The sequence below is a fragment of the Vibrio sp. 10N.261.46.A3 genome (assembly GCF_041472995.1).
GTDB lineage: Bacteria > Pseudomonadota > Gammaproteobacteria > Enterobacterales > Vibrionaceae > Vibrio > Vibrio coralliirubri.
Genome location: NZ_JBFRRH010000094.1, coordinates 40,849 through 61,172, shown reverse-complemented (window position 1 = coordinate 61,172; position 20,324 = coordinate 40,849). Strand labels below are relative to the sequence as shown.

Genomic DNA, 20,324 nt, shown 5'->3' with positions numbered 1-20,324 from the left:
CTAAGGGGAAAGTTTCGGCTTTCCCCTTTCGTGATTCTGCTATTCAGTAAAAATATCCCTAGTAATGAGAGTGACTTTTAATGATAATGAGAGTGCTTATCAATAAAATTCATTTGACCTTCTTCTATAGTAAATGACTACAATTATGAATCTTTTAAAAACTAGCCTAGCGCTTGCCATCAGTTTGGTTGCAACGTCTTCTATGGCAAACAGCTTGGATCAAGCTCAATCAATTCAAAACAAGACCAATAACGCGTCGGCTTCGAGCCAAAAGGTTATTGATAAAAGCTCACAAGCGACGTTAATGCTGCAAGCTGAGATTGAGCGTCTGCAAGAAGAAGTGAAAAATCTAGAAATCTATCACGATCACCTTGCTGCATTGGTTGAGAGCCAGAATCAAGAAGCTCAGAGCATTGAAGGGCAGATCGACGAGATCAAATACACACGTCAAGGTGTTGTGCCTTTGATGTACCAGATGATTGATGGCCTTCAGCAGTTAGTTGAGCAAGATGTGCCAATCAGGAAAGAGCAACGTCTAGAAAGAGTTGAAAAGCTGCAAGCAATGATGACTCGTGCTGATGTGAGTGATGCTGAGAAGTATCGTCGTATCCTAGAAGCTTACCAAATCGAGATGGACTACGGCATCAAGCTCGGTGCTTACCAAGGCCGTGTTGCATTGAGCAGCGACAGAACGATTGAAGCAGACGTGTTGCACTTAGGTCGTATCTCTTTGGTTGCTCGTAACTTAAATGGCAGCCAATACTGGTCTTGGAATCAAACACAAAATCAGTGGCAGGAGCTAGATTCTTCAATGAAGTCTGAGCTAGATAAAGCTTATGATATTGCAAGCCAGCAAGCGGCGCCAAGCCTAATTACTTTACCTGTTTCTTTAACTGTTGCGGAGGTTAAGTAATGAACTTAAAACCATTAGCAGCATTGCTTTGTATTACTTCAATTTCATTTTCTGCTTTCTCAGCTTCTGATACGACTGCTCAGCTAGTTAATAAAGCAAAATCAGAGAGTCGCACTCAAGCTTCTCACAACGTAGTGCGTGAAGCTGATTTCAAAAAGACAGAACAAGAACTGAAAGCGATCAAAGCGCAACTTGAAGCGAAACGTACCTCTATCCAAGGTGCGACAGATGTTCTGACTCAAACCTTCAGTGATAACGAAAACAAGCTTGCTCGCTTAGAAGAGAAGCTGCGTTTAGAAACCGGTAGTTTAGGTGAGCTGTTCGGTGTCGTTCGTCAAAACGCAAAAGAACTAGGCGCAGAGCTTAGCTCAACCGTAAACAGCGTTGATCGCGCTGAACACACAGCAACTGTTGATCAAATCATTGATGCGAAATCACTGCCTTCAATGCCACAGCTGACCGGTTTGTGGATGAGCATGGTTGAACAGATCCAAGCGAGCTCTGAGCTTAGCAAATCTCAAATTGCATTCATCAATGGTGAAGGCAACACACAAACTGTCGACGCTTATCGTTTAGGTTCAATCGGCCTAGTAACAGACCAAGGCTATGTTAGCTGGAACACTCAGCGTGAAGATGCGATTGCGTATCTGAAACAGCCATCGAATGCTCCAACTTTAGCATCGCTATCTACATTAGCGAATGGCGACGTGTCTAACGTGGTTGTCGATCCTTCTCGTGGGTTCATGCTAGAGCAACTAGCGCTAACACCAAGCCTAACTGATCGCCTTCAAGCGGGTGGTGTGGTTGGTAAAGTGATTCTTGGCTTGCTTGCAATTGGCTTAATCATCGCATTAGTTCGTGGTATTTCTTTGGCTATCGCTCGCCAGAAAATTCGCGGCCAACTTAAGAATCCTGAGCAAGCGGGTGATAACCCTCTAGGTCGTGTTCTTGCGGTTTACAACAAAGAGCAAAACCAAACCGTTGAAGCACTAGAACTACGACTTTTAGAAGCGGTAGTGGATGAGCAGACTCACCTAGAGAAAGGCTTATCGATGCTTAAGCTATTGGCGGCACTTGCTCCAATGTTAGGTCTTTTAGGTACTGTAACCGGCATGATCGAAACATTCCAAGTGATCACACAGTTTGGTAATGGCGACCCTAAAGTGATGGCGGGTGGTATTTCGATGGCGTTGGTAACAACCGTACTTGGTCTTGTTGCAGCAATGCCTCTTTTATTGGCACACAACATTCTTAGCACTCAGGCTGAAAATATTCGCAATATTCTTGAGAAACAAGGTATTGGCCTTGTTGCTGAGCAGGCAGAAAAAACAGTTGAATCAAAAGCTGTGGTTTCACCAGTTGGGACAGCTGCGTAATGGATATTTTGTCGGGTTCTCTATTACCAGCGAGTTGGTTAACGAGTGACTGGCTGCTGTCTTTATCAAGCTTTATGGAGCAGGGCGGTTTCGTCCTGTGGTGGCTAGCGGCTGTCGTCCTAGTTTATTGGGTGCTTGTGGTAGAACGCGTGCTTTATCTTGCGTTCTACTTTCCAAAGCAGCGCCAAGCTTGGATTACTAAGTGGTATCAAAGAGAAGATCACTCTTCTTGGCATGCCAAAGCCATTCGTGAAGGTTGGTTGGGGCAAGCGAGTATCTTACTTAACCAAAACTTGAACTTTATTAAGTTGTTAGTCGCTATTTGTCCGATGCTGGGTTTGCTAGGTACCGTCACCGGTATGATCTCTGTTTTTGATGTCATGGCGACTCAAGGAAGCAGTGACCCTAAATTGATGGCTTCAGGTATCTCGTTGGCAACACTGCCAACCATGGCGGGTATGGTTGCTGCATTAGCGGGCATGTTTGTTCACGCTCGTTTAGCGAAAGTGTGTAACCGCTTAGAATTGAAATTAGAAAAATCTTTAAGGAGTCAACGATGAGACTCGGTCGACGTCATTCTAAAAACGAAGAGGCACAAATAGACCTTACTTCGATGCTTGATATTGTATTTATCATGCTTATTTTCTTTATTGTGACCAGTTCATTTGTTCGTGAATCAGGGGTTGAAGTCAATCGCCCACAAGCGTCTAACGTAGTAAGCCAAAAGGATGCGGGCATCTTTGTTGCGATTACTTCTGCGAATGACATCTTCATCGATAAACGTGTTGTTGATGTTGAGCGTGTTCAAGCGACATTAGAACACTTGTTGCTAGAACAACCTGATGCTTCTTTGGTTATTCAAGCGGATGAACACGCTTACAACGGTACGGTTGTTAAAGTGATGGACGCCGCTAAAGGTGCGGGTGTTAAAAACATCGCGCTTGCTGCTGAAAAGCGATGATCTTGGAGGATCTTCATAAATGATTCGCCTATTTCTTGCTTTACCTCTAGCGGGTGCATTGGGCTTAGCTCTGTTTTCCTTTATGGCTTGGATGGTCGATAATGGCCACCAACGTTCACCAGACAACAGTGAGACGTTAAGTTTCAACATGGTAATGGTGGAACAAGAGCAAGAAGTCCAAAGAAGACAACGTGCAGTTCCTGAAAAACCAGAAATGCCAGAGCCGCCACCGGAAGCGCAAACGTCTCAGTCACAAGCTGAAGTTACGCCTCTGAATTCGATGTCTTCACTGCCTTCTTTGGATTTGAATACATCGATTGACGGCCTAGCGATTAACGCTCCGACATTTTCTGATTTTGGGTCAAACCAACAGGCAATGCCTCTGTATCGAGTAGAACCTCGTTACCCAGCTAAAGCGCTGAAGCGTGGCGCTGAAGGTCATGTGATTATGTCTTTTACCATCGACGAAACGGGACGCCCAATTGACATTCAAGTCACTGAAGCAAACCCACGTCGTATGTTTGAACGTGAAGCGATGAGAGCACTTAAAAAATGGAAATATCAACCAAAAGTCGTCGATGGAAAAGCGATAGCTCAGGTTGGTCAAACCGTGAAACTAGAGTTTAAGTTGGCAAAATGATGAAACAGATATGGATATTAGTGGGCTTGTTGTTAATGCCCCTTACAACACAAGCGCAAGAGCTATCTCAATATACTGCCATTCGTGTTCAAAAGGCGCATAAGCTTGCTCAAGATGAACAGGTTAAACAGGCGATTGACGTACTTGCAAGCTTGGAGCTTTCGAAAGGCTACGACAAAGCATACGTAGCTCGTATGCTGGGTGTGTTTTACTGGCAAGATGGCAAAACTGACGAGGCGATTAAGCAGCTAACTTATGCCGTCGATACGAATTTGTTAGTCGATGAGCAAGCTTGGATAACGAAGCGCATGCTGGCTGATTTATTGTTGAACGATCAGCAGTTCAAAAACGCGCTTCCGCACTATTACGAGTTAGTGAAAACAGCGCCAGAAAAGGAAAAGAAAGACACGCTTTGGATGCGAATTGCACAAGCTGAATACCAAATTGAAAACTGGTCGAAAGTCCTAGTTGCCATCGGTAATCGTGACAAATTCAATTCAAAAGCAGAGTTGTCGCCTCTATCGCTAAAACTGGGCGCACAGCTTCAGTTAAAGCAGTGGAAACAGTCGATTCCTACACTGGAAAGCCTGATTGAACTTCAACCAGAGAAAGATAACTGGTGGCGTCAACTTGTGGGTATTCAGTTAAGACTAGAACGTAACCGCGATGCATTGAACACGTTAGCACTGGCAGATCTACAAGGTGTTGAGCTGAAAAACTCAGACCGCAGATTACTGGCTCAGCTTTATGCTAAACGTGGTATTCCAGAGCGCGCAGCACAAGAAATTAGTAAGCTAGATGATGCGAACAGCGACGTTCAACTTCTAGCAGAGCAAGCAACCTACTGGCAGCTAGCGAAAGAGTGGGACAACGCGATTGAAGTGTGGACGTTAGCGTCTAAAAAAGACACTCAGTATCATTGGAATGTGGCTCAGCTATTGGTTCAGCAAGGTTACTACGACCGAGCTCTGGTTGTTTTAGATAAAGTGAAAGACAAAAACAAACAAGCCGATGTTGCGTTAGCGAAAGTGCGTTCATGGTACAAGTTAAAGAATCTTGATAACGCCCTTGCTCAAGCCAAGCGTGCGAACAACATTGAGCCATCTTCTGAGGCAAAAGGCTGGATTAAATACCTGACTCAGCTAAGAACAGTGAGTGATAACGGCAACGTTTAACTGCTAATAGCACGACAGAAGACAAGAGAAAGTAATATAGAGAAAAGGGTGTCATTTGATGGTTCAAATGACACCCTTTTTAATTTAGGCGACTTAAGCCCATCTTGGGACTTTAGCTCATCTAGCGTTATTGTTCGATTGGAATGGATTGATTAAGGCTCGCACATCGTGCCACTAAGCGTTGCACTTTGAATTGCGCCACTGGTGTTAGCGACCCAGTTAATGGTGCAGTCACGATAAGGGTTCTTAAAGGCATGTAAAGTGTAACCATTATCTAGTGGTTTCTTCGTCTCAACCCAAGCATAGTTTCGAGATGCCCAAAAGCTGATAGGACGTGAGCGTTCGGTTAGATACTGCTCTTGTGCATCGGTTATGTCTGAACCGATGTATTCTTGGACGTGCTCTTCTGTACTGCTCATTTGGCTACTGCACGCTGTTACAAGCGCGGTAAAAGCCAAAACAATAATACGCATTTCAAAATCCCTTTAAGCCTTATTAGCTATCGTTAAATCGGTTATTAGTCTGTATTTAACAAACCGCATCAACCGAAGAGTCCGCCGTTTGTGTATGACCTTCAAAATGATCCAAAGATCAAATAGCTCCGAAGGTTAATAGTCACGAAGGTAAATAGTCCCAACTTTCATTCCTTAAAGCCACAACTGCTACCTTAAACCAACCTCAATCAAGCATGTTGATATTGAGATTTTTTGAGGTTTGACCTTACTATCGATGACCTCAAATACAAGCTATCCATTCCCTTTAGTACAAGTTAGCAAGAATATGCATACAGTTCGATTACTTCCCATGTAATGTTATGTAAATTTCCTTACGCCGCTCGGCAAACGTAAACAATGTAAATTGAATGCCAATACGAATGATTATCAACTAAATTGACGCCATAAAATTTATAGGTATTGGTTTGTATGTCGTTAAAAAGTAGGGCGGTTCAATCGTGGGCTCGTCGACTTCATGTTTATATTTCAATGGCACTTCTGTTCGTTGTTCTTTTCTTCTCAGTGACAGGTATCACCCTGAATCGACCTGAGTTATTTGAGTCAAGCCAACCTAATATCCAACGCTCTACTTTAGAGCTTCCTACGAGTTTGTTCACGATCCAAGATGGGCGATTAAAAGCCGATGAAAATGCCTTCGAAGCATTTCTGTTTGAAGAGGCTAATTTATCCGGTGTTCCTTCTGGTTTAGACATCTACGCCGAAATTGAAGACGGTGAGTTGCTGATCGGTGAAGTGTCCATGGACTTCAAAGGACCAGGTTACAACGCTTCAGTGTTTGTTGACGTGACCTCTGAAATGGTCGAAGTCGAAACCACGAATTACGGTGTGATTGCCCTGTTGAACGACCTACACAAAGGTCGTAACAGCGGTGAGGTCTGGAAATGGTTCATCGATATCACTGCACTACTGATGGTCTTCTTTGTACTTACCGGCGTGTGCTTACTGTTACCTAAGAAAAAAACACTCAATACCTCCATTAAATGGACGGTGTTTGGGTCTGCAATCTCACTTGCTATCTATTTTGTCGCCGTACCTTAACCCTTAATTAGCTTGATGAATCAGCTTGAATAACGAATTAAAGGTTAAACGGATTTAAAAGGTTGTTAAACATGAAAAAAATGAACTGGAGCAAGGCGCTTCTTGCTTTATCTCTTTTGCCAAGTCTAGGTATGGCACAAGCGATTCCTGATACGGCAAAACTTGATGTGACTTTCGAGCTTCCAAAGATTGATACCTCTATGTATGCGCGTCCTTATGTGGCGGTGTGGGTCGAGAACAGCGAACGAAAATCAGTGAAAACCATTGAACTTTGGGTCGGTAAAGATGAATGGCTGAAAGATCTACGCAGCTGGTGGAGAAAAGTTGGACGTTACGATCGTGAGCTCGTTGACGCTGTGACATCCGCAACACGCCCAGCTGGTAAGTACCGTTTCGTTTGGGATGGCAAGAGTGATGATGGCCAAGCACTAGAGCAAGGCGAATACACGGTTCATATCGAAGTTGTTCGTGAACACGGCGGCCGTAACTATCTTCGTCAGAAAGTATCACTCACAGATTCAAACGCTTCTTATGAGCTAAAGGCAACAGAAGAGACGGGTGAAATCACACTGAATTACGTCGCTAAATAGACAACGCAGCAGTGAACACCGATTGGTTTAAGAATCAGAACAGAATCGATAATAGTCATCGTAGGCTCAGATTGAGCGACACGGCTAAAAATTATAAATAATGGAATGAACATGATGAAACAGACAAAAATGAAGGCACTTGCTCTAGCGGGTGTTATGGCGTTAGGCCTAGCGGCTACTACAACAGCACAAGCTCACCCACGCTGGATTTTGCCATCACACTTTACCGTATCGAAAGAAGGTGGTGATTGGCTAACGTTCGACGTGACTGCGTCTCACGGTACGTTTGTTTTTGATAAGCCTGCAGGCAGCGAAAATGCACATGTCATCATGCCTGATGGCCGTAGCGAGCGTCCTAACTTTGTTGTTCGCGGCAAACGTCGCTCAATCTTCGATTTTTACTTTGAAGAAGAAGGCACACACAAAGTTGCGATTAACAACCAGCCATCTTACTACACACAGTACAAAGCGGGCCGTCGTGACACTGTGAAATGGATCAAAGCAAATAAAGCGGAACGTGACTCTGTTCTGCCTGAAAAGTCACGTGACGTGGTAACACAAATCAGCTTCACTCGCGCTGAAAGCTACATCACAGTAGGTAAGCCAACGGATTCAGTATTCAAAATCGAAGGGAAGCTTCTAGAAATGAAGCCTGTGACACACCCTTCAGACATCGTTGAAGGCGAACCAGTCACGTTCCAATTCTTCTACAACGGTGAAATTCAAAAAGACGTGAAAGCTGAGATCACTCGTGAAGGCACGCTTTACCGCAACCACCAAGAACAGATTGATGTAGTGAGCGACGAGAACGGCGAAATCACGTTCACTCCAGATGTAGCGGGTCGTTACGTAATGAAAGCGAACTACAAAGGTGAGTTGATTGACAACCCACTGGCAGACAAAGCAAGCGCGAACGTTCACCTAACGTTCGAAGCACTGCTTCAATAATCTGTGATGTCGGGGCTAGCTCCCTGATTAAGCAACCAAAAAACTTAAGGGCTCATTTGAGCCCTTTATCGCTGAGTTTACTACTGAGAATTTGCACTGTGGCTAGGGTACGAACCATGACAATAAAAACAAAACTAAAATCGATAATCACTCCATGCTTGGCTCTGGGACTTGGTTTCGCTGCATTACCTGCGCAAGCACACTTTCCATTGATGAGCTGCTGGTTTGAAGGCAAAACTGTGGCTTGCGAAGCGGGCTATTCAGACGGTAGTAAAGCGATTGATTACGCGGTTGAGATGTATGACTACGAAGATAACTTGATTGCAAAAGAGATGACGGATAAGCGCTCTATTGTTGAGTTTCCAAACCCTGACACTGAGTTCTACCTTGTGTTTGATTCAGGCCACGAGTTTCCTGTTGAAGTAGACGTTGTTGAGATCAGCGAAAAATGATGATTCAAGGCGTACGTGCCGATACGGGCGGCAGAGAAGGCAAATGGGTAGGGCTGATCATTGTGTTCATTCTGAGCTTTGCCACGGTTGCTATCCCATTTCACCAAGCAGAATCGCATATCGAAGCGGTACTTGATCATCAAATCTTAGTGACCGATGTCGAGCAAGAAAACTTGGCGATGTTATCAGAGCTACGTTTAGCGCATGAAGAGATTCGTGACCTACGTATGGACTCAGACGGCGAATGGCCAAGTGTTGCGTCACTTAAAGAAGAATGGGTCGCGCCATTTGTAGAAGACCAGAGTTGGAAGCGCAAAGGTTCTCATACTTGGTTATTGGACGAGCGTGGTTATTACTTTTCTACACCAAGTGAAGATACTGCACCAAGTGAACAAGCTACGCCAACCGATCATGGCTTCGCTGACTCCTTTATTTTGAACGCCAACAGTGTCTCTCCTGAAATCTGGATTTACCTGGGTGGCGTAGCAAGTCAACCGACTAATTTTGATGAGAACACACTTGAATCTGCTGGCTGGAAAATGGTCGTCAATGAATCAGAAGTTGACCAGCATGACGCTTCTTCTCATTAAACAATCCGGCTTACAAAAATGCTCACTAATTATAAGAGATTTACTATGCGAATTATGACTCTATTGATGTCGTTATTGGCGGTGTTAATGACACCCAATGCATTGGCAAAAGAATACAAGGTCGACAGCGATAAGCTGACGATTGGCATAACCCTTCAGCCTTACTACAGCTACGTAAAAGCCGTGGTGGGTGACAAAGTGAACATCCTTCCTTTGGTTGATGCTGGCTTTAATCCGCATAATTACTTGCCACAACCGAACGACTTGAAGCGATTGAGCCAGATGGACGCCATCGTGGTAAACGGTATTGGCCATGACGACTTCGCACTAAAAGTAATCTCAGCCGCGCAACGTGATGACTTAGTCGTGATTGAAGCGAACAAAGAAGTGCCTTTACTTCCAGCATTAGGCCAGTCTGTGGGTCAAGGCGCGGTGAATCCGCACACGTTTGTTGGACTCTCGACAACAATTCAAAAGGTTTACACCATCGCGAGTGAAGTATCTAAGCTCGACCCAGACAACGCGGCTTTTTATCGTAAGAATGCACGTAAATACGCAAAGCAATTTCGCTTTATGAAGCGCGATGCGATGTTGTCATTAGGTGAGTTAGATACTTCAGGTATGAAGGTGGCGACCACGCACAATGCGTATGGCTACATCCTTCAAGAGTTTGGTGTGGATGTTGCGGCGGTGATTGAGCCTGCACACGGTGTTGAACCAAGTGCGAGCCAGCTGCAAGAGACGATCGAAAAGATCCGCGCATCGGGCATTGATGTGTTGTTCTACGAGCTAAACATGCCAAACCGTTTTGTTGACACGATTGAAGCGGAAACGGGTGTTCAGCTTTACCGTTTCTCTCACATGACGCATGGCGAATATGAAGACGACAAAGTTGAAGTTGAGATGAAGAAAAACCTAGAAACGCTGATCGAAGCAATGAAATTTGCAGCGGCGAATCAAGCTAAAAGCGGGAACGCATAATGTTAGGTCCATCGATTTCAATCAATCAACTTGGTCTGCAATACGACAACAACGTCATTCTTGATGATATCTCACTAGAACTTAAAGCGGGTGAGTGCCATGTAATCATGGGGCCAAACGGCGGTGGTAAAACTTCTCTGCTGCGCTCTGTTCTAGGCCTTACGCCTTTCTCTGGGCAAATCAATATTCATTGGCCAGAAAAGCCGAGTATTGGTTACGTTCCACAAAAAGCGACTTTCGAATCGAGCTTACCCCTGACGGTAATGGATTTCGTACTGCTTAACCAAACTCGAATCCCGCTATTTTGGCGTCGTAAGTCTAAGCAGTTGGATCTCGCACTCGCGCAATTGGATCGTGTGGGTATGGCGACACGTAGCGATCGCCGAATGGGACAGTTGTCGGGTGGTGAGCAGCAACGTGTGTTGTTTGCTCAAGCGTTATTGGATAACCCAAGCCTACTGGTGTTGGATGAACCAACGACCGGTATGGATGAACAGGGCGTTCGTTATCTTGAATCGCTGATTCGTGAATGTGTTAATGAAGGTCGCACGATTCTTGCGGTTCATCACGATGTAACCGCAGTTCGTCGCCTTGAAGCCAATGTACATGTCGTGAATCGATTCTTGGTGGATAGTGGTCCACATGAACAGGTGTTACATCCAAGTAAGATTGAAAGCTTGTTCCAACATTACAGCAGTGGTGCAGCGATGAACAAACCGAAGGAGGTTGCGTAATGGATTGGTTACGACAACTTGCCATAAGTGGAGTCGAAGCGGGTTGGTTATCAGACAGCTTCATGTATGCCTTCATGGTGAATGCACTGGTTGCCGCGTTGTTACTGGGCCCGTTATTAGGCGGCCTTGGTACTTTGGTGATTGCTAAGCGTCTGGCGTTCTTCTCTGAAGCGGTAGGCCACGCGGCATTAACCGGCATCGCCATTGGTGTGTTGCTTGGTGAGCCACCAGAAAACCCAATTATTGGTCTGTTTAGCTTCTGTATGATCTTCGCGTTGCTTCTTCATTTTGTAAGAAATAGAACCAATGTGCCATACGATACCTTAGTTGGTGTTTTCCTTGCGCTAGCGTTAGCGGTGGGTGCGGCATTGCTGATGTACGTAGCGCGCAAGATCAACATCCACATGCTTGAGAACGTACTGTTTGGTTCTATTTTGACGGTAACAGACCAAGACTTAGCAATTCTCGCAGGCAGCTGCGCGATCATTATTTTGCTCTTGATACCGACGTTCAATCGTATTCTTTTGACCTGTATCAGCCCTGATATTGCCAAGGTTCGTGGTTATAACACCAGTTTCTATGACTACTTGTTTGTCATGATGATCACCTTAGTGACGATTGCAGCGGTGAAGATCGTAGGTGCTGTTCTGGTTGGCGCATTATTGCTGATTCCCGGTGCGACAGCTCGATTACTAACTAAGCGCATGGGCAGCTTTGTATTGTTGTCGGCATTACTGGCAACGGTCGCGTGTTTAGTTGGAACCGTCTTACCTATGGAGTTGAAACTGCCAGTACCTTCGGGCGCTTCAATCATCATCGTTTCTGCGACATTTTTCCTAGCGGCAACGCTATACCAAATTGTAAGAAAGGCATAATCATGACCTCTTTAATGAATCGAATCTCAAGTTCAGTGAAGGCAACGACTCAAGTAGGCGCGTTAACTAGCTTATTGGTGGCTGGCTCAATGGTGCCTATCAGTGCTAATGCCGAGGATATCCTCACCAGCACGCCTGTGACTTATGCCTTGGCGACAGAGCTAACCAAAGGCACTGACATTACCACCGAATATCTGCCACCAAAACGCTACGGCATTGATCGTCTGCCAAATTGGTTTGGTACAAAGGGCGCAAGCAAAGTGCTTCAATCCGGTAAAAAGGCGACCGTAGCATTAACGTTGTCATCAATCTGGCAAGCTGACCCAACTTTTGTTTACGCAAGACAGGGTAATATCCGTTTGGTTGAGGTAGATGCTGCTCAAGCGATCACACCGCGCGCGCAAGGTGTTGCTGCGCTGACGTTATCAAATGGCGATGTGTCTAAATACGCATGGTTAAACCCAACCAACTTGACGCGCATGGCAGCGATTGTTGCTGACGACTTTAAGTTATTGTGGCCAGCGCAAGCAGAGACCATTGATAGCAACCTACAGCGTGTAATGCTTGATGTGCGTGAGCTGATTAACAAACAACAAGCGGTGTTATTGGATAACGACGTAGATTCAGTCTTGTTGCTTTCAGAAAGCTTGGAAGATTTCGCTTCAGGTACTCAACTGTTTGTTGAAGAACGTATGTTCAAAGCGGAACTTGAATGGACAGAGCAAGACAAAGCCAAACTCAAAGCGATGTTTTCAGAAGACGATGCACTCTGGTTAGTCACAGCGAAAAAGCCAACTAACTTAATTAAGTCTCTAGTACCCAACGAGCGTATCTTAGTAGTTGATTCAGTTGACCGTTGGGGACGAGTGGGGATTAATGCAAAAGCGCCGTTTGCACGCTGGGAAGTTCGGCCTTTTAAAAGCTAATCAGCGCGATTAAAAATGGTAAGATCAAAAAAGCAGCCTAATTAGAGGCTGCTTTTTTTGTTCTTGTCTGTTGGCTCTGGGAGAGTATCAGACAAGAGAACTGCGAGTTTACAACTTACTCTGCAGCTTTTGTCTCTTCGGCTTCAACAGTCGCTTCAACTGTGCCTTCAGCTTGCTCTTGAGCGGCTTTAGCCTGTTCTTCAGCTTCCATTTTTGCACGGTCAGCTTTAGAAATGTAGCGAGGCTTGTTGCTACTATGCAGTTTAGAATTCGCCTGTTTCTGCTTCTTTTTTAGAATTTGATTGATTTTTTTCTTACGGTTCATTGCTGCATAGCCTTGTATTTAGTTTAGGCGGTGGAGGATAATCATTTTAGCTCTAGAACTCAATATTTACATGGTATTCAGCAAGGAAAATATCACTATGCAGGCCGTCGAGACCGAACGTTTACGATTAAGAATGATCACGCCTCAAGATGCGGCGTTTATTCAGCGATTATACAGCTCAGAAGATTTCCTGCGTTACATTGGAGACAAAGAAATCAACGACACTGACAAGGCCGTTGAATACATCAAAAACAACATTCTTAAGATGCATGAAGAGAAGGGTGTTTGCCTATTGATGGTCGAAATGAAGGGCTCATTAACCCCAATTGGTATTTGCGGGTTAATTAAAAGAGATACCTTAGATTCTCATGATATTGGCTATGGCTTTGTTCCAGAGGTGTATGGGCAAGGTTTTGCTCAAGAAGCGGCACAAGCAATAATTGAACAAGCTAAGCAGAATGCTGATATCGATCATTTAGTTGCCATCACCACCTCTGATAACATTCGAAGTATCGCACTGCTAACTAAGTTGGGTTTTGTGTTTGAGCGAATCGAAGACGTATTAAGTGAAAGCGTCAATCTCAACCTGTACGGTTTATCTCTGGGCAATTAATCATGTTTCAACATAACAACATTCTACAAGGCGAACTCGCAACGGAGTACAAAACCGTTATAGCTATGGTGCACATCTACTGTAAAGATCACCACGGTGCAGTGCGTCAGAATGGCGCGTTATGTGAAGAGTGTGATCAACTGTTACGCTATGCCGAAACACGACTTGACCGTTGCCCTTATGGTGAAGCCAAACCGACCTGCAATAAGTGTCCGATCCATTGCTATAAGCCCGATCCGAAAGAGCAGATGCGTTTAGTCATGCGCTATGCTGGGCCAAGAATGTTACTCAAGCATCCGATTTTAGCGATCAGACATTTGATACATGAAAAGCGAAAAGTGCCTGAGAAGCCGCTGCCGAATGTGTCGAACCGCCATATCCGAATGAATAAGAAGTAACTGGCGTTTTAAAGTGGTTGCTGAAGAAACTAAAAAGGTCTGATTGCTCAGACCTTTTTGATATAGATACGCTTCTATCTCAGCTTGAATCTAGCCAAGTAGCCAAGTAGCCAAGTAGCCAAATAGCTTATGCCGCTTGAGGCTCGTCGTAGGTCACTGTGAGGTTGTTGATCCAGCGTCGGCTTAGGTAGCGATGAGAACAAATTGCCAGTTTCACCACTTCTTCTACCAACATCAAACCATAGATGTATTTGAAATCCCATCCAGCGACAAACGCGCCGTAAACACATACTGGAATACCCACCATCCACATCGCGATGAAGTCCATACGCAGGCAGAAAGCATTATCGCCACCAGCGCGAATGATACCGTTGATGATCACCATGTTCAGCATACGAATCACCACAGCAAAACACATAATGCTCATTGCAGGTGAAGCGAGTGGGTAAAGTCCATCTGTAGAAAGATTCAGCCATGTTAGAACATGCTCTTTGCCCATAAACAGTAGCAATCCAACAACTGCGCCAAATCCAACGACGGCTTTAATGAAGGTCAGCCCCATACTCATTGCGTCATCAAATTCATCACGGCCTAATGAATGACCAAGCAGCACTGAACACGCTACCGAAATACCAAAGAAAATCGAGTAACAGAGCGATTCAAACGGCGCGAGCATAGAGAACACGGCAAGTTCGGTTGTGCCCATGTGGCCGAAGATCATTTGGTACGCCATAGTACCCATTGCCCATAACACGGCATTCATCGTTAGTGGCAAAGCGATACGACGGTAAGATAGCCACAATGATGGACGGTGTGGTGAGCTAGGCGTGGTTAACAACCAGTGTTTACGCATGCGCATGTAGCCATACATCAAGCCGACTTGAATTGCGCGAGCGAGTGTCGTCGCCAATGCTGCACCTGCTACGCCCATAGCGGGAATACCAAAGGCACCTTTGATTAGAACGAAGTTAAGCGCAATGTTGAGTGCAATGGTCATCGCGCCCAATAGTAGCGGGGTTACGGTGTCACCTGAAGAGCGCATACTTGCTTCTACTACGACAACAATGTGAGTCAGCAGTAGAACAGGGAAGCCATACCATAGGTAAGTCGCGCCAAGTTCAATCACGGTTTGATCGCTGGTTTGCAACATCATTAAAAACTGAGAACCAAGAGTGATGATTGCAGTAACAGGCAACAGAACTTTTAAGCCAAACACCATCGCGATAGATGATACCGTTCGCGCGCTTTTTCGGTCGTTCTTTCCCCAGTATTGAGCGACTAATGTTCCGTTTGCTGAGGCCAACCCTGCCATAATCATAATAGCAACGAAGTGCCATTTTGATGCAATTCCCACAGCCGCAGCTGCTTCCATACCATAATCACTGACCATTAGTACGTCAGCAAGGGCAAGAATAGCGACAAGCGCACTTTGCAAAGCAACAGGCAAACCAAGTTTAACGATACGAGGTAAGATGCTCTCTGGCTTGTTATTCATAGATGAGTTAGGGTTGATGTTAGTTGTCATAAGCTCTCCGATTTATGGCAGAACTATAGTGATTTGAGCGAAGTAACAACATGTTTAAAAAACAACAAAACCTGTGCGAATCCGTCATGGATTCAATGAGACCAAAATCAACTTGGCATGATGATGTTTTTCTCGCCGAACAGTGCAAAGAACGTTTTTTGACCGTTGAAGATATTCCAGAGATGAAAAGCTTTGGTGTCTATATGGGCGGCATGGCGAAGCTATATGATGGTTATTGGGTTGAGCGCGAATCCGTTAATGTTCATACGTTGATTTTCACTATGGAAGGTGGCGGCATTCTAACAACCGCAACATCGGTCCAAGCGATTACACCTTATACACTCGTGGTGCTTCCTGCTGAAACCCCATTTCGTTTTGAACTCGATCCTCAATATAATTATTGGAAAATGGCGTGGATGTTGACGCCTGACACTAAGCAATGGCAGCACATAGCAAGTTTAGGACTGGGGATTGTGCCTTTTGGAGAGTGTGAGCAGATCTGGTCATTAATGAACTTGGTTTACTTTGAGATAGGCGGTAGAGCCAGTTACCGGAAGTTACTCTTGAGCGAAATTATCCGAACATTAACAGGGTTTGAGCCTAAGTCGACCAGCACCACTGCACGTGTTCAAGCGCTCTATAACGAAATTGAAAGTAGTCTGCATCAGCCATGGACAGTGGCAGGGATGGCTGAAAGAGTGTTCATCAGTGAAGAACAACTCAATCGAGTCACCAAGACGTTATTCAACCTCTCACCACGCAGTAAATTGATTCAATTACGCATGGATAAAGCCACCAGCTTGCTGAAATATCAAGATTGGTCAGTCTCTATGATTGCTAATCGCTTGGGCTACAAAGATCCTTATAACTTTTCGCATCGTTTCAAAAAGCATTTCGGTTTGTCACCCAGTCAATATCGAAAGAGCCATCGACTTCCTGGTTAGCCTTGCATGTTTCCTCGATCAATTACGCAAGATCAAACTTTTCAGTAATATTACTGTATTGAGCTATCTATCAATTTAGTATTTTTGCTCTATTCGATAGTATTGGAAATATCTCGGAAGACGACTGCTTATGCAACATGAGGAATTAATGCAACAAGATATCAGTGAGACGGATGATTTAAATCTCCCTTCAAAGCTCATTTTAAACAACAAAGAGTTTCAATCAGGCACTAAAATCGTACGCAAGCATAGCTGCGGTTCGATTGTAGGAACGCTTTCAGGGCCTCACCGTAAAGTACTTTTTTATCTTCACCAGAACAAAGGCCAAGTAGTCAGTAAGCAAATTTTGAAGCGTGTAGGTTGGGCTGGTAAAGCGGTGACATGTGCGTCTGTATTGGTGGCTATTTACGAGATCAGAAGAGTTCTTGACTGCCGTTGTATTCAAACTGTTTCCAACGAAGGGTATGTTATGGCGGACTAAATAATCCTCTATTTATATCCTGTTAATATCTTAATAATAAAAATTTAATCTCTTTACCGTACGAATTCCATTGATTATCGTCAAATCTAAAACGTCCAGTTATAAGCGACGTTATATAAATACGACTGAATCTGACTTTGTCGCTGGCTATATAGTAAGGGAATGATACAAAAATGGACTCTTATCCTGTAATAGAAACGAACCACTCTGAAAATAACGTAATACTTGAATTAAACGGAAAAATTGTTGAACTCAACACCAAACTTATTCGCAATGTAGAGAATGGCTACGTACTGGCTACCATGCCTTTGGCGTACCGAAAGATCATTTTATTTATGAATCGACATCGAGGTGAATTGTTCAGTGTTGGTCAGTTAAAGAAGATTGGCTGGGAAAGTGAAAAAGTAACTAACTCTTCGGTGATTGTGGCTATATCTGAAATAAGATCATTATTCGGAGATGGACTAATCATTACCATTACTGGTGAAGGTTATGTATTTCAACCTTAACGTTCAGAGGTAATAGATTTTATCTTCTGATCGTTGATGTTTATTGTCGTTCTTTCCTCCAGACGACATAAACAAAAAGGGCCCTTCGTTTAGACATAAAATCTTAACTCGGAGCCCTAATGACACGTATCTGGTGTCTGTCTATTGAAGCTTACTCGCCTGCAATCTGTAGGTGAGAGCGCTTTAAGCTAGCAATCAACATGTAGATCGTTGTAGCAAGTAGAGACGCAAACAGGTATGTGAACAATCCTGCTTGTGAATCCATGAAGCTGTCTGCAACGATTGGTCCCGCAACAGAACCGATGCTGTAGCAAAGTAGCATAATTTGAGTCACTGACACCAAGTAACTTGGGTCAAGGTTACGGCAACCCAAGTTAATCGCGATTGGGTATAGCGCAAATGTCGCCATGCCTAATACGAACAAGCTCATGCCTAGTACGTAGAAATCGTGATTGATCGTCAGCACACCAATGCTTGCAACCCCTAGCAGGCAGAACAAAGCCATTAATAGCACTTGTCCTACGTGGTGAGATAACCAAGTCACCATCGGCTGTACAGCCATGCCACCCATGATAACCAAAGCCATCAAACCACCAATGTCTTCGTGTACAATGTTACGTTGAGCAAGTTCAACTGGCATCAAGCCGTAAATCGCACCTAGCGTTAATCCAGACACAATGCAGCCAATTAGCGCGCTGTGGCTTAATTTGCTGATCTGCTTTAAAGACAAAGATTGCGCATCGTGGATCTGTGGTGGTGTTGCTTGTCCGTACATCAACACAATGATCGCACCAAACAGAAGAGTGAACATTGCGATGAAAGGTACACCACCAGTAATACCTAGGTAACCGATACCAAGCTGACCAACTGCAGACCCGCCGTACAGTGAACACATGTAGATAGCGAGACGTTTTGCGCGTTGTGACTCGTCACCGCTCATTAGCCAAGACTCTACAATCACGAAGATACCTGCAACCGCTACACCAGCCACAAAGCGAGCTAATAGCCATACTGCTTGATGTGGGATTAATGGCAATACAAGGATCGTTGCGATGAACACACTCAATGCGATAACGAAAGCGTCTTTGTGACCAACACGCGCAATGGCACGTTCAATCAATAATGTACCAGCCAGTAGACCTGCATAGAATGCACTCGCCAACCAACTCGATAGATCTTTGTCTAAGCCATACTCAGACAGCATTAATGGTAATGAACTCATTAAGTAGCCTGAAGCGATCGCGTAAAAAGACAATGCAATAACAGGAACCGTTATGCGAGTTGTTGGTTGGATGTTGTCCAATGCAGGAGCCTCTGATAGTAAAAGAAACGATGAATTTTCCGCGACTATGGGGGAGAAACTGAATTGGGTAAAACGAATAAAAATGGTCGTTAAGATAAAAGAAATTTATCGACCAACTAAACTAAAATACGGTTGCGATATTTTACGATTTGGCGAGATTTTATGCGGTCAAAAAGTCGTTAAGCCGTTGTTCATTAGTGGTTTAAATTAGAAAAAGATTGCAGCGTGATTGTCTGTTTCTGATTTGGATTGAATGGGAGTTTAAGTGTTAGGCCGTTTCTTTACGGTATTGGCGTGGAGAGTTACCACTCCACTTACGAAAGGCATGACGAAAGTTAGCGCTATCAGAAAAACCAACGCGTTCAGATATCTCTTCAATACTCATTCGAGTTGAAGAAAGGTAGTGCCGGGAAAGGTGAAAACGCACATGATCCAGTATCTTCTGATAGCTCGTATCCGCTGCTTTCAGGTGACGACGCAGTGTTCGAGAAGACATGCCCAGTTCTGAAGAAATGGATTCTATCGATGGGTAACATCCTGGCCTTTCTATCAGCATCTGAGAGACTTTCTCTTTGAGGCTAGTCGGAGCACTTACTTTTGCCAACATGTCATCACACGATTTTAAACACATCTGTAAAGTGATGGGGTTGGCGGTAGGAAGAGACGAATACAAGGTGGTTGCGTCGAACTCCCATTCAAGACGGTCACTATTGAATTCAACCGGGCAGCGGAAAATCTCTGTGTATAGATCGCCGTATTCAGGTTTTGGGTAAGGGAAGCGGATCACTTGAGAGGGAAAGGGCTGTTGCAAAACTTCTTCACATAAACTGTGTATCGCCGCAAACCAGTATTCACAACAAAAGGGCAGTAAAGAATCGAGTTCGATCAGTTGCTCTGCGCGAAAGTAACCAATGTTGTCTTCTACAGACATGGTTTTCCTGAGGACAGGGCCAGCAAGTTGCAGGTACTTGAACCCGATTAAAAAGGCATCGAGTAGTGTCTCGCTGCTAAACACCGCATAACCGAGCACGCCGAAGTCGCTGAACCTCGCTTGTTGGCCGACTTTAAGCCCCAAACCGTCTTCGTTGGAATTCGCTAACGCATTACTGAACACAGCAAGCTTTTGCGCCAAAGTGATGTGCGTATCGGGCGTGTTGAGTTGGAGTGCATCGATGTTACTGCCTTCGAGCAACTCCTCGATACTGAGAACAGGCGACAAATAACGATGCAGCAACTGAAGATCCAGAATGCCGAATGCTTGCATATCGGGTTCGTAAACTGCGGTGTATTCCATAAGTTGCCTCTTGTTGAATATCGGTATCTTAACCGAACTTTTAACATTTGTGCCTGTTGCTTGTTCTCACTTTCGCAAGCTTGTTCCAAATTTTGGTTTATGTGTGCAAGGTTTTATTGGGCTTGCGCAGGTCATGTCCGAATATCATCGGTTTTTGTCTTTTTGAAACCTGTTCGGAATGTTATCAAAATGTTGTAATTTGTTGGGTTGCACATTGG

The 20,324-nt window shown here is 44.5% G+C and carries 25 protein-coding genes and 1 pseudogene; 21 read left to right on the top strand and 5 right to left on the bottom strand.

What is annotated here, in order from left to right; translation table 11 throughout:
• Nucleotides 1–145: 145 nt before the first annotated feature.
• From AB4484_RS20220 to AB4484_RS20195, 6 genes are read left to right on the top strand one after another with little or no spacing between them, the layout of a single operon-like run.
• Nucleotides 146–913: a DUF3450 domain-containing protein gene (locus AB4484_RS20220; protein WP_050622345.1), complete on the top strand. Its 768-nt coding sequence runs from the start codon at nt 146–148 to the stop codon at nt 911–913.
• Entirely contained in the window at nt 913–2,289 is a 1,377-nt protein-coding gene (locus AB4484_RS20215) for a MotA/TolQ/ExbB proton channel family protein (protein ID WP_372080051.1), read from the top strand. Before AB4484_RS20220 ends, AB4484_RS20215 begins: the two co-directional genes overlap by 1 nt.
• A complete protein-coding gene (locus AB4484_RS20210; protein WP_372080049.1) occupies nt 2,289–2,849 on the top strand; it encodes a MotA/TolQ/ExbB proton channel family protein in 561 nt (186 codons plus the stop codon). The genes AB4484_RS20215 and AB4484_RS20210 overlap by 1 nt, the downstream gene beginning before the upstream one ends.
• A complete protein-coding gene (locus AB4484_RS20205; protein WP_004731145.1) occupies nt 2,846–3,250 on the top strand; it encodes a biopolymer transporter ExbD in 405 nt (134 codons plus the stop codon). Before AB4484_RS20210 ends, AB4484_RS20205 begins: the two co-directional genes overlap by 4 nt.
• Before the next feature lie 19 nt (nt 3,251–3,269).
• Nucleotides 3,270–3,890, top strand: a complete 621-nt coding sequence (locus tag AB4484_RS20200; protein ID WP_048608210.1) for an energy transducer TonB — start codon at nt 3,270–3,272, stop codon at nt 3,888–3,890.
• Entirely contained in the window at nt 3,887–5,065 is a 1,179-nt protein-coding gene (locus AB4484_RS20195) for a tetratricopeptide repeat protein (protein ID WP_372080047.1), read from the top strand. The genes AB4484_RS20200 and AB4484_RS20195 overlap by 4 nt, the downstream gene beginning before the upstream one ends.
• 152 nt (nt 5,066–5,217) lie before the next feature.
• Here the strand turns inward: AB4484_RS20195 and AB4484_RS20190 are convergent, their stop codons facing one another.
• Entirely contained in the window at nt 5,218–5,538 is a 321-nt protein-coding gene (locus tag AB4484_RS20190) for a hypothetical protein (protein WP_017064552.1), read from the bottom strand.
• Between the two features lie 450 nt (nt 5,539–5,988).
• On the opposite strand from AB4484_RS20190, the gene AB4484_RS20185 reads away from it, so the two are divergent.
• The 9 genes from AB4484_RS20185 to AB4484_RS20145 all read left to right on the top strand — a co-directional run bounded on the left by AB4484_RS20185 (nt 5,989) and on the right by AB4484_RS20145 (nt 12,714).
• Complete coding sequence (locus tag AB4484_RS20185; protein ID WP_048612630.1) at nt 5,989–6,618, top strand: PepSY-associated TM helix domain-containing protein; 630 nt, start codon at nt 5,989–5,991, stop codon at nt 6,616–6,618.
• A 71-nt stretch (nt 6,619–6,689) separates the two neighbouring features.
• On the top strand, nt 6,690–7,208 hold the full coding sequence (locus AB4484_RS20180) for a DUF2271 domain-containing protein (RefSeq protein ID WP_372080045.1): 519 nt from the start codon (nt 6,690–6,692) through the stop codon (nt 7,206–7,208).
• A 111-nt stretch (nt 7,209–7,319) separates the two neighbouring features.
• On the top strand, nt 7,320–8,156 hold the full coding sequence (locus tag AB4484_RS20175) for a DUF4198 domain-containing protein (protein WP_372080043.1): 837 nt from the start codon (nt 7,320–7,322) through the stop codon (nt 8,154–8,156).
• Nucleotides 8,157–8,272: 116 nt separating this feature from the next.
• Nucleotides 8,273–8,608, top strand: a complete 336-nt coding sequence (locus AB4484_RS20170) for a hypothetical protein (RefSeq protein ID WP_017079279.1) — start codon at nt 8,273–8,275, stop codon at nt 8,606–8,608.
• Nucleotides 8,605–9,198, top strand: coding sequence for a DUF6162 family protein (locus AB4484_RS20165; RefSeq protein ID WP_372080041.1), 594 nt, complete (start codon nt 8,605–8,607; stop codon nt 9,196–9,198). Before AB4484_RS20170 ends, AB4484_RS20165 begins: the two co-directional genes overlap by 4 nt.
• A gap of 45 nt (nt 9,199–9,243) precedes the next feature.
• Nucleotides 9,244–10,179, top strand: a complete 936-nt coding sequence (locus AB4484_RS20160) for a metal ABC transporter solute-binding protein, Zn/Mn family (protein WP_050622351.1) — start codon at nt 9,244–9,246, stop codon at nt 10,177–10,179.
• Nucleotides 10,179–10,913 (top strand): metal ABC transporter ATP-binding protein, encoded by a 735-nt coding sequence (locus AB4484_RS20155; protein ID WP_372080039.1) that lies wholly within the window; start codon nt 10,179–10,181, stop codon nt 10,911–10,913. The genes AB4484_RS20160 and AB4484_RS20155 overlap by 1 nt, the downstream gene beginning before the upstream one ends.
• A complete protein-coding gene (locus tag AB4484_RS20150) occupies nt 10,913–11,788 on the top strand; it encodes a metal ABC transporter permease (protein ID WP_372080037.1) in 876 nt (291 codons plus the stop codon). The genes AB4484_RS20155 and AB4484_RS20150 overlap by 1 nt, the downstream gene beginning before the upstream one ends.
• A 2-nt stretch (nt 11,789–11,790) precedes the next feature.
• Nucleotides 11,791–12,714: an ABC transporter substrate-binding protein gene (locus AB4484_RS20145; RefSeq protein ID WP_372080035.1), complete on the top strand. Its 924-nt coding sequence runs from the start codon at nt 11,791–11,793 to the stop codon at nt 12,712–12,714.
• Nucleotides 12,715–12,829: 115 nt separating this feature from the next.
• Here AB4484_RS20145 and AB4484_RS20140 read toward each other — a convergent pair whose 3' ends face one another.
• Nucleotides 12,830–13,039, bottom strand: coding sequence for a DUF2986 domain-containing protein (locus AB4484_RS20140; RefSeq protein WP_048608234.1), 210 nt, complete (start codon nt 13,037–13,039; stop codon nt 12,830–12,832).
• A gap of 97 nt (nt 13,040–13,136) precedes the next feature.
• Here AB4484_RS20140 and AB4484_RS20135 point away from each other — a divergent pair, with 97 nt between their 5' ends.
• Complete coding sequence (locus tag AB4484_RS20135; RefSeq protein ID WP_372080033.1) at nt 13,137–13,652, top strand: GNAT family N-acetyltransferase; 516 nt, start codon at nt 13,137–13,139, stop codon at nt 13,650–13,652.
• 2 nt (nt 13,653–13,654) lie between these two features.
• Nucleotides 13,655–14,050 (top strand): nitrous oxide-stimulated promoter family protein, encoded by a 396-nt coding sequence (locus tag AB4484_RS20130; RefSeq protein ID WP_048612640.1) that lies wholly within the window; start codon nt 13,655–13,657, stop codon nt 14,048–14,050.
• Between the two features lie 127 nt (nt 14,051–14,177).
• Here the strand turns inward: AB4484_RS20130 and AB4484_RS20125 are convergent, their stop codons facing one another.
• Nucleotides 14,178–15,575: an MATE family efflux transporter gene (locus tag AB4484_RS20125; protein WP_372080031.1), complete on the bottom strand. Its 1,398-nt coding sequence runs from the start codon at nt 15,573–15,575 to the stop codon at nt 14,178–14,180.
• Between the two features lie 50 nt (nt 15,576–15,625).
• Here AB4484_RS20125 and AB4484_RS20120 point away from each other — a divergent pair, with 50 nt between their 5' ends.
• The 3 genes and pseudogenes from AB4484_RS20120 (at nt 15,626) to AB4484_RS20110 (ending at nt 17,509) form a co-directional block, all read left to right on the top strand.
• On the top strand, nt 15,626–16,519 hold the full coding sequence (locus AB4484_RS20120) for a helix-turn-helix transcriptional regulator (RefSeq protein ID WP_372080029.1): 894 nt from the start codon (nt 15,626–15,628) through the stop codon (nt 16,517–16,519).
• Between the two features lie 84 nt (nt 16,520–16,603).
• Nucleotides 16,604–17,026: pseudogene (locus AB4484_RS20115) on the top strand (transcriptional regulator).
• A gap of 147 nt (nt 17,027–17,173) precedes the next feature.
• Nucleotides 17,174–17,509 (top strand): winged helix-turn-helix domain-containing protein, encoded by a 336-nt coding sequence (locus AB4484_RS20110; RefSeq protein ID WP_048608244.1) that lies wholly within the window; start codon nt 17,174–17,176, stop codon nt 17,507–17,509.
• 151 nt (nt 17,510–17,660) lie between these two features.
• Here the strand turns inward: AB4484_RS20110 and AB4484_RS20105 are convergent, their stop codons facing one another.
• Nucleotides 17,661–18,812: an MFS transporter gene (locus tag AB4484_RS20105; RefSeq protein ID WP_372080026.1), complete on the bottom strand. Its 1,152-nt coding sequence runs from the start codon at nt 18,810–18,812 to the stop codon at nt 17,661–17,663.
• Between AB4484_RS20105 and AB4484_RS20100 the strand changes: the two genes are divergently transcribed.
• Nucleotides 18,784–19,023, top strand: coding sequence for a hypothetical protein (locus AB4484_RS20100; protein WP_050712709.1), 240 nt, complete (start codon nt 18,784–18,786; stop codon nt 19,021–19,023). The genes AB4484_RS20105 and AB4484_RS20100 overlap by 29 nt on opposite strands.
• Nucleotides 19,024–19,080: 57 nt before the next feature.
• Here the strand turns inward: AB4484_RS20100 and AB4484_RS20095 are convergent, their stop codons facing one another.
• Nucleotides 19,081–20,106, bottom strand: a complete 1,026-nt coding sequence (locus AB4484_RS20095; protein WP_048608247.1) for an AraC family transcriptional regulator — start codon at nt 20,104–20,106, stop codon at nt 19,081–19,083.
• Between the last annotated feature and the right edge of the window lie 218 nt (nt 20,107–20,324).

Excerpts from the sequence above, each read along its gene's own strand:
- AB4484_RS20165 (WP_372080041.1), top strand. The coding sequence starts at position 8,605 with ATGATGATTCAAGGCGTACGTGCCGATACGGGCGGCAGAGAAGGCAAA.
- AB4484_RS20200 (WP_048608210.1), top strand. The coding sequence starts at position 3,270 with ATGATTCGCCTATTTCTTGCTTTACCTCTAGCGGGTGCATTGGGCTTA.
- AB4484_RS20175 (WP_372080043.1), top strand. The coding sequence starts at position 7,320 with ATGATGAAACAGACAAAAATGAAGGCACTTGCTCTAGCGGGTGTTATG.
- AB4484_RS20180 (WP_372080045.1), top strand. The coding sequence starts at position 6,690 with ATGAAAAAAATGAACTGGAGCAAGGCGCTTCTTGCTTTATCTCTTTTG.
- AB4484_RS20140 (WP_048608234.1), bottom strand. The coding sequence starts at position 13,039 with ATGAACCGTAAGAAAAAAATCAATCAAATTCTAAAAAAGAAGCAGAAA.
- AB4484_RS20120 (WP_372080029.1), top strand. The coding sequence starts at position 15,626 with ATGTTTAAAAAACAACAAAACCTGTGCGAATCCGTCATGGATTCAATG.
- AB4484_RS20125 (WP_372080031.1), bottom strand. The coding sequence starts at position 15,575 with ATGACAACTAACATCAACCCTAACTCATCTATGAATAACAAGCCAGAG.
- AB4484_RS20145 (WP_372080035.1), top strand. The coding sequence starts at position 11,791 with ATGACCTCTTTAATGAATCGAATCTCAAGTTCAGTGAAGGCAACGACT.
- AB4484_RS20160 (WP_050622351.1), top strand. The coding sequence starts at position 9,244 with ATGCGAATTATGACTCTATTGATGTCGTTATTGGCGGTGTTAATGACA.
- AB4484_RS20135 (WP_372080033.1), top strand. The coding sequence starts at position 13,137 with ATGCAGGCCGTCGAGACCGAACGTTTACGATTAAGAATGATCACGCCT.
- AB4484_RS20100 (WP_050712709.1), top strand. The coding sequence starts at position 18,784 with ATGCGAGTTGTTGGTTGGATGTTGTCCAATGCAGGAGCCTCTGATAGT.
- AB4484_RS20205 (WP_004731145.1), top strand. The coding sequence starts at position 2,846 with ATGAGACTCGGTCGACGTCATTCTAAAAACGAAGAGGCACAAATAGAC.
- AB4484_RS20130 (WP_048612640.1), top strand. The coding sequence starts at position 13,655 with ATGTTTCAACATAACAACATTCTACAAGGCGAACTCGCAACGGAGTAC.
- AB4484_RS20210 (WP_372080049.1), top strand. The coding sequence starts at position 2,289 with ATGGATATTTTGTCGGGTTCTCTATTACCAGCGAGTTGGTTAACGAGT.
- AB4484_RS20110 (WP_048608244.1), top strand. The coding sequence starts at position 17,174 with ATGGACTCTTATCCTGTAATAGAAACGAACCACTCTGAAAATAACGTA.
- AB4484_RS20215 (WP_372080051.1), top strand. The coding sequence starts at position 913 with ATGAACTTAAAACCATTAGCAGCATTGCTTTGTATTACTTCAATTTCA.
- AB4484_RS20195 (WP_372080047.1), top strand. The coding sequence starts at position 3,887 with ATGATGAAACAGATATGGATATTAGTGGGCTTGTTGTTAATGCCCCTT.
- AB4484_RS20220 (WP_050622345.1), top strand. The coding sequence starts at position 146 with ATGAATCTTTTAAAAACTAGCCTAGCGCTTGCCATCAGTTTGGTTGCA.
- AB4484_RS20095 (WP_048608247.1), bottom strand. The coding sequence starts at position 20,106 with ATGGAATACACCGCAGTTTACGAACCCGATATGCAAGCATTCGGCATT.
- AB4484_RS20190 (WP_017064552.1), bottom strand. The coding sequence starts at position 5,538 with ATGCGTATTATTGTTTTGGCTTTTACCGCGCTTGTAACAGCGTGCAGT.
- AB4484_RS20155 (WP_372080039.1), top strand. The coding sequence starts at position 10,179 with ATGTTAGGTCCATCGATTTCAATCAATCAACTTGGTCTGCAATACGAC.
- AB4484_RS20185 (WP_048612630.1), top strand. The coding sequence starts at position 5,989 with ATGTCGTTAAAAAGTAGGGCGGTTCAATCGTGGGCTCGTCGACTTCAT.
- AB4484_RS20170 (WP_017079279.1), top strand. The coding sequence starts at position 8,273 with ATGACAATAAAAACAAAACTAAAATCGATAATCACTCCATGCTTGGCT.
- AB4484_RS20150 (WP_372080037.1), top strand. The coding sequence starts at position 10,913 with ATGGATTGGTTACGACAACTTGCCATAAGTGGAGTCGAAGCGGGTTGG.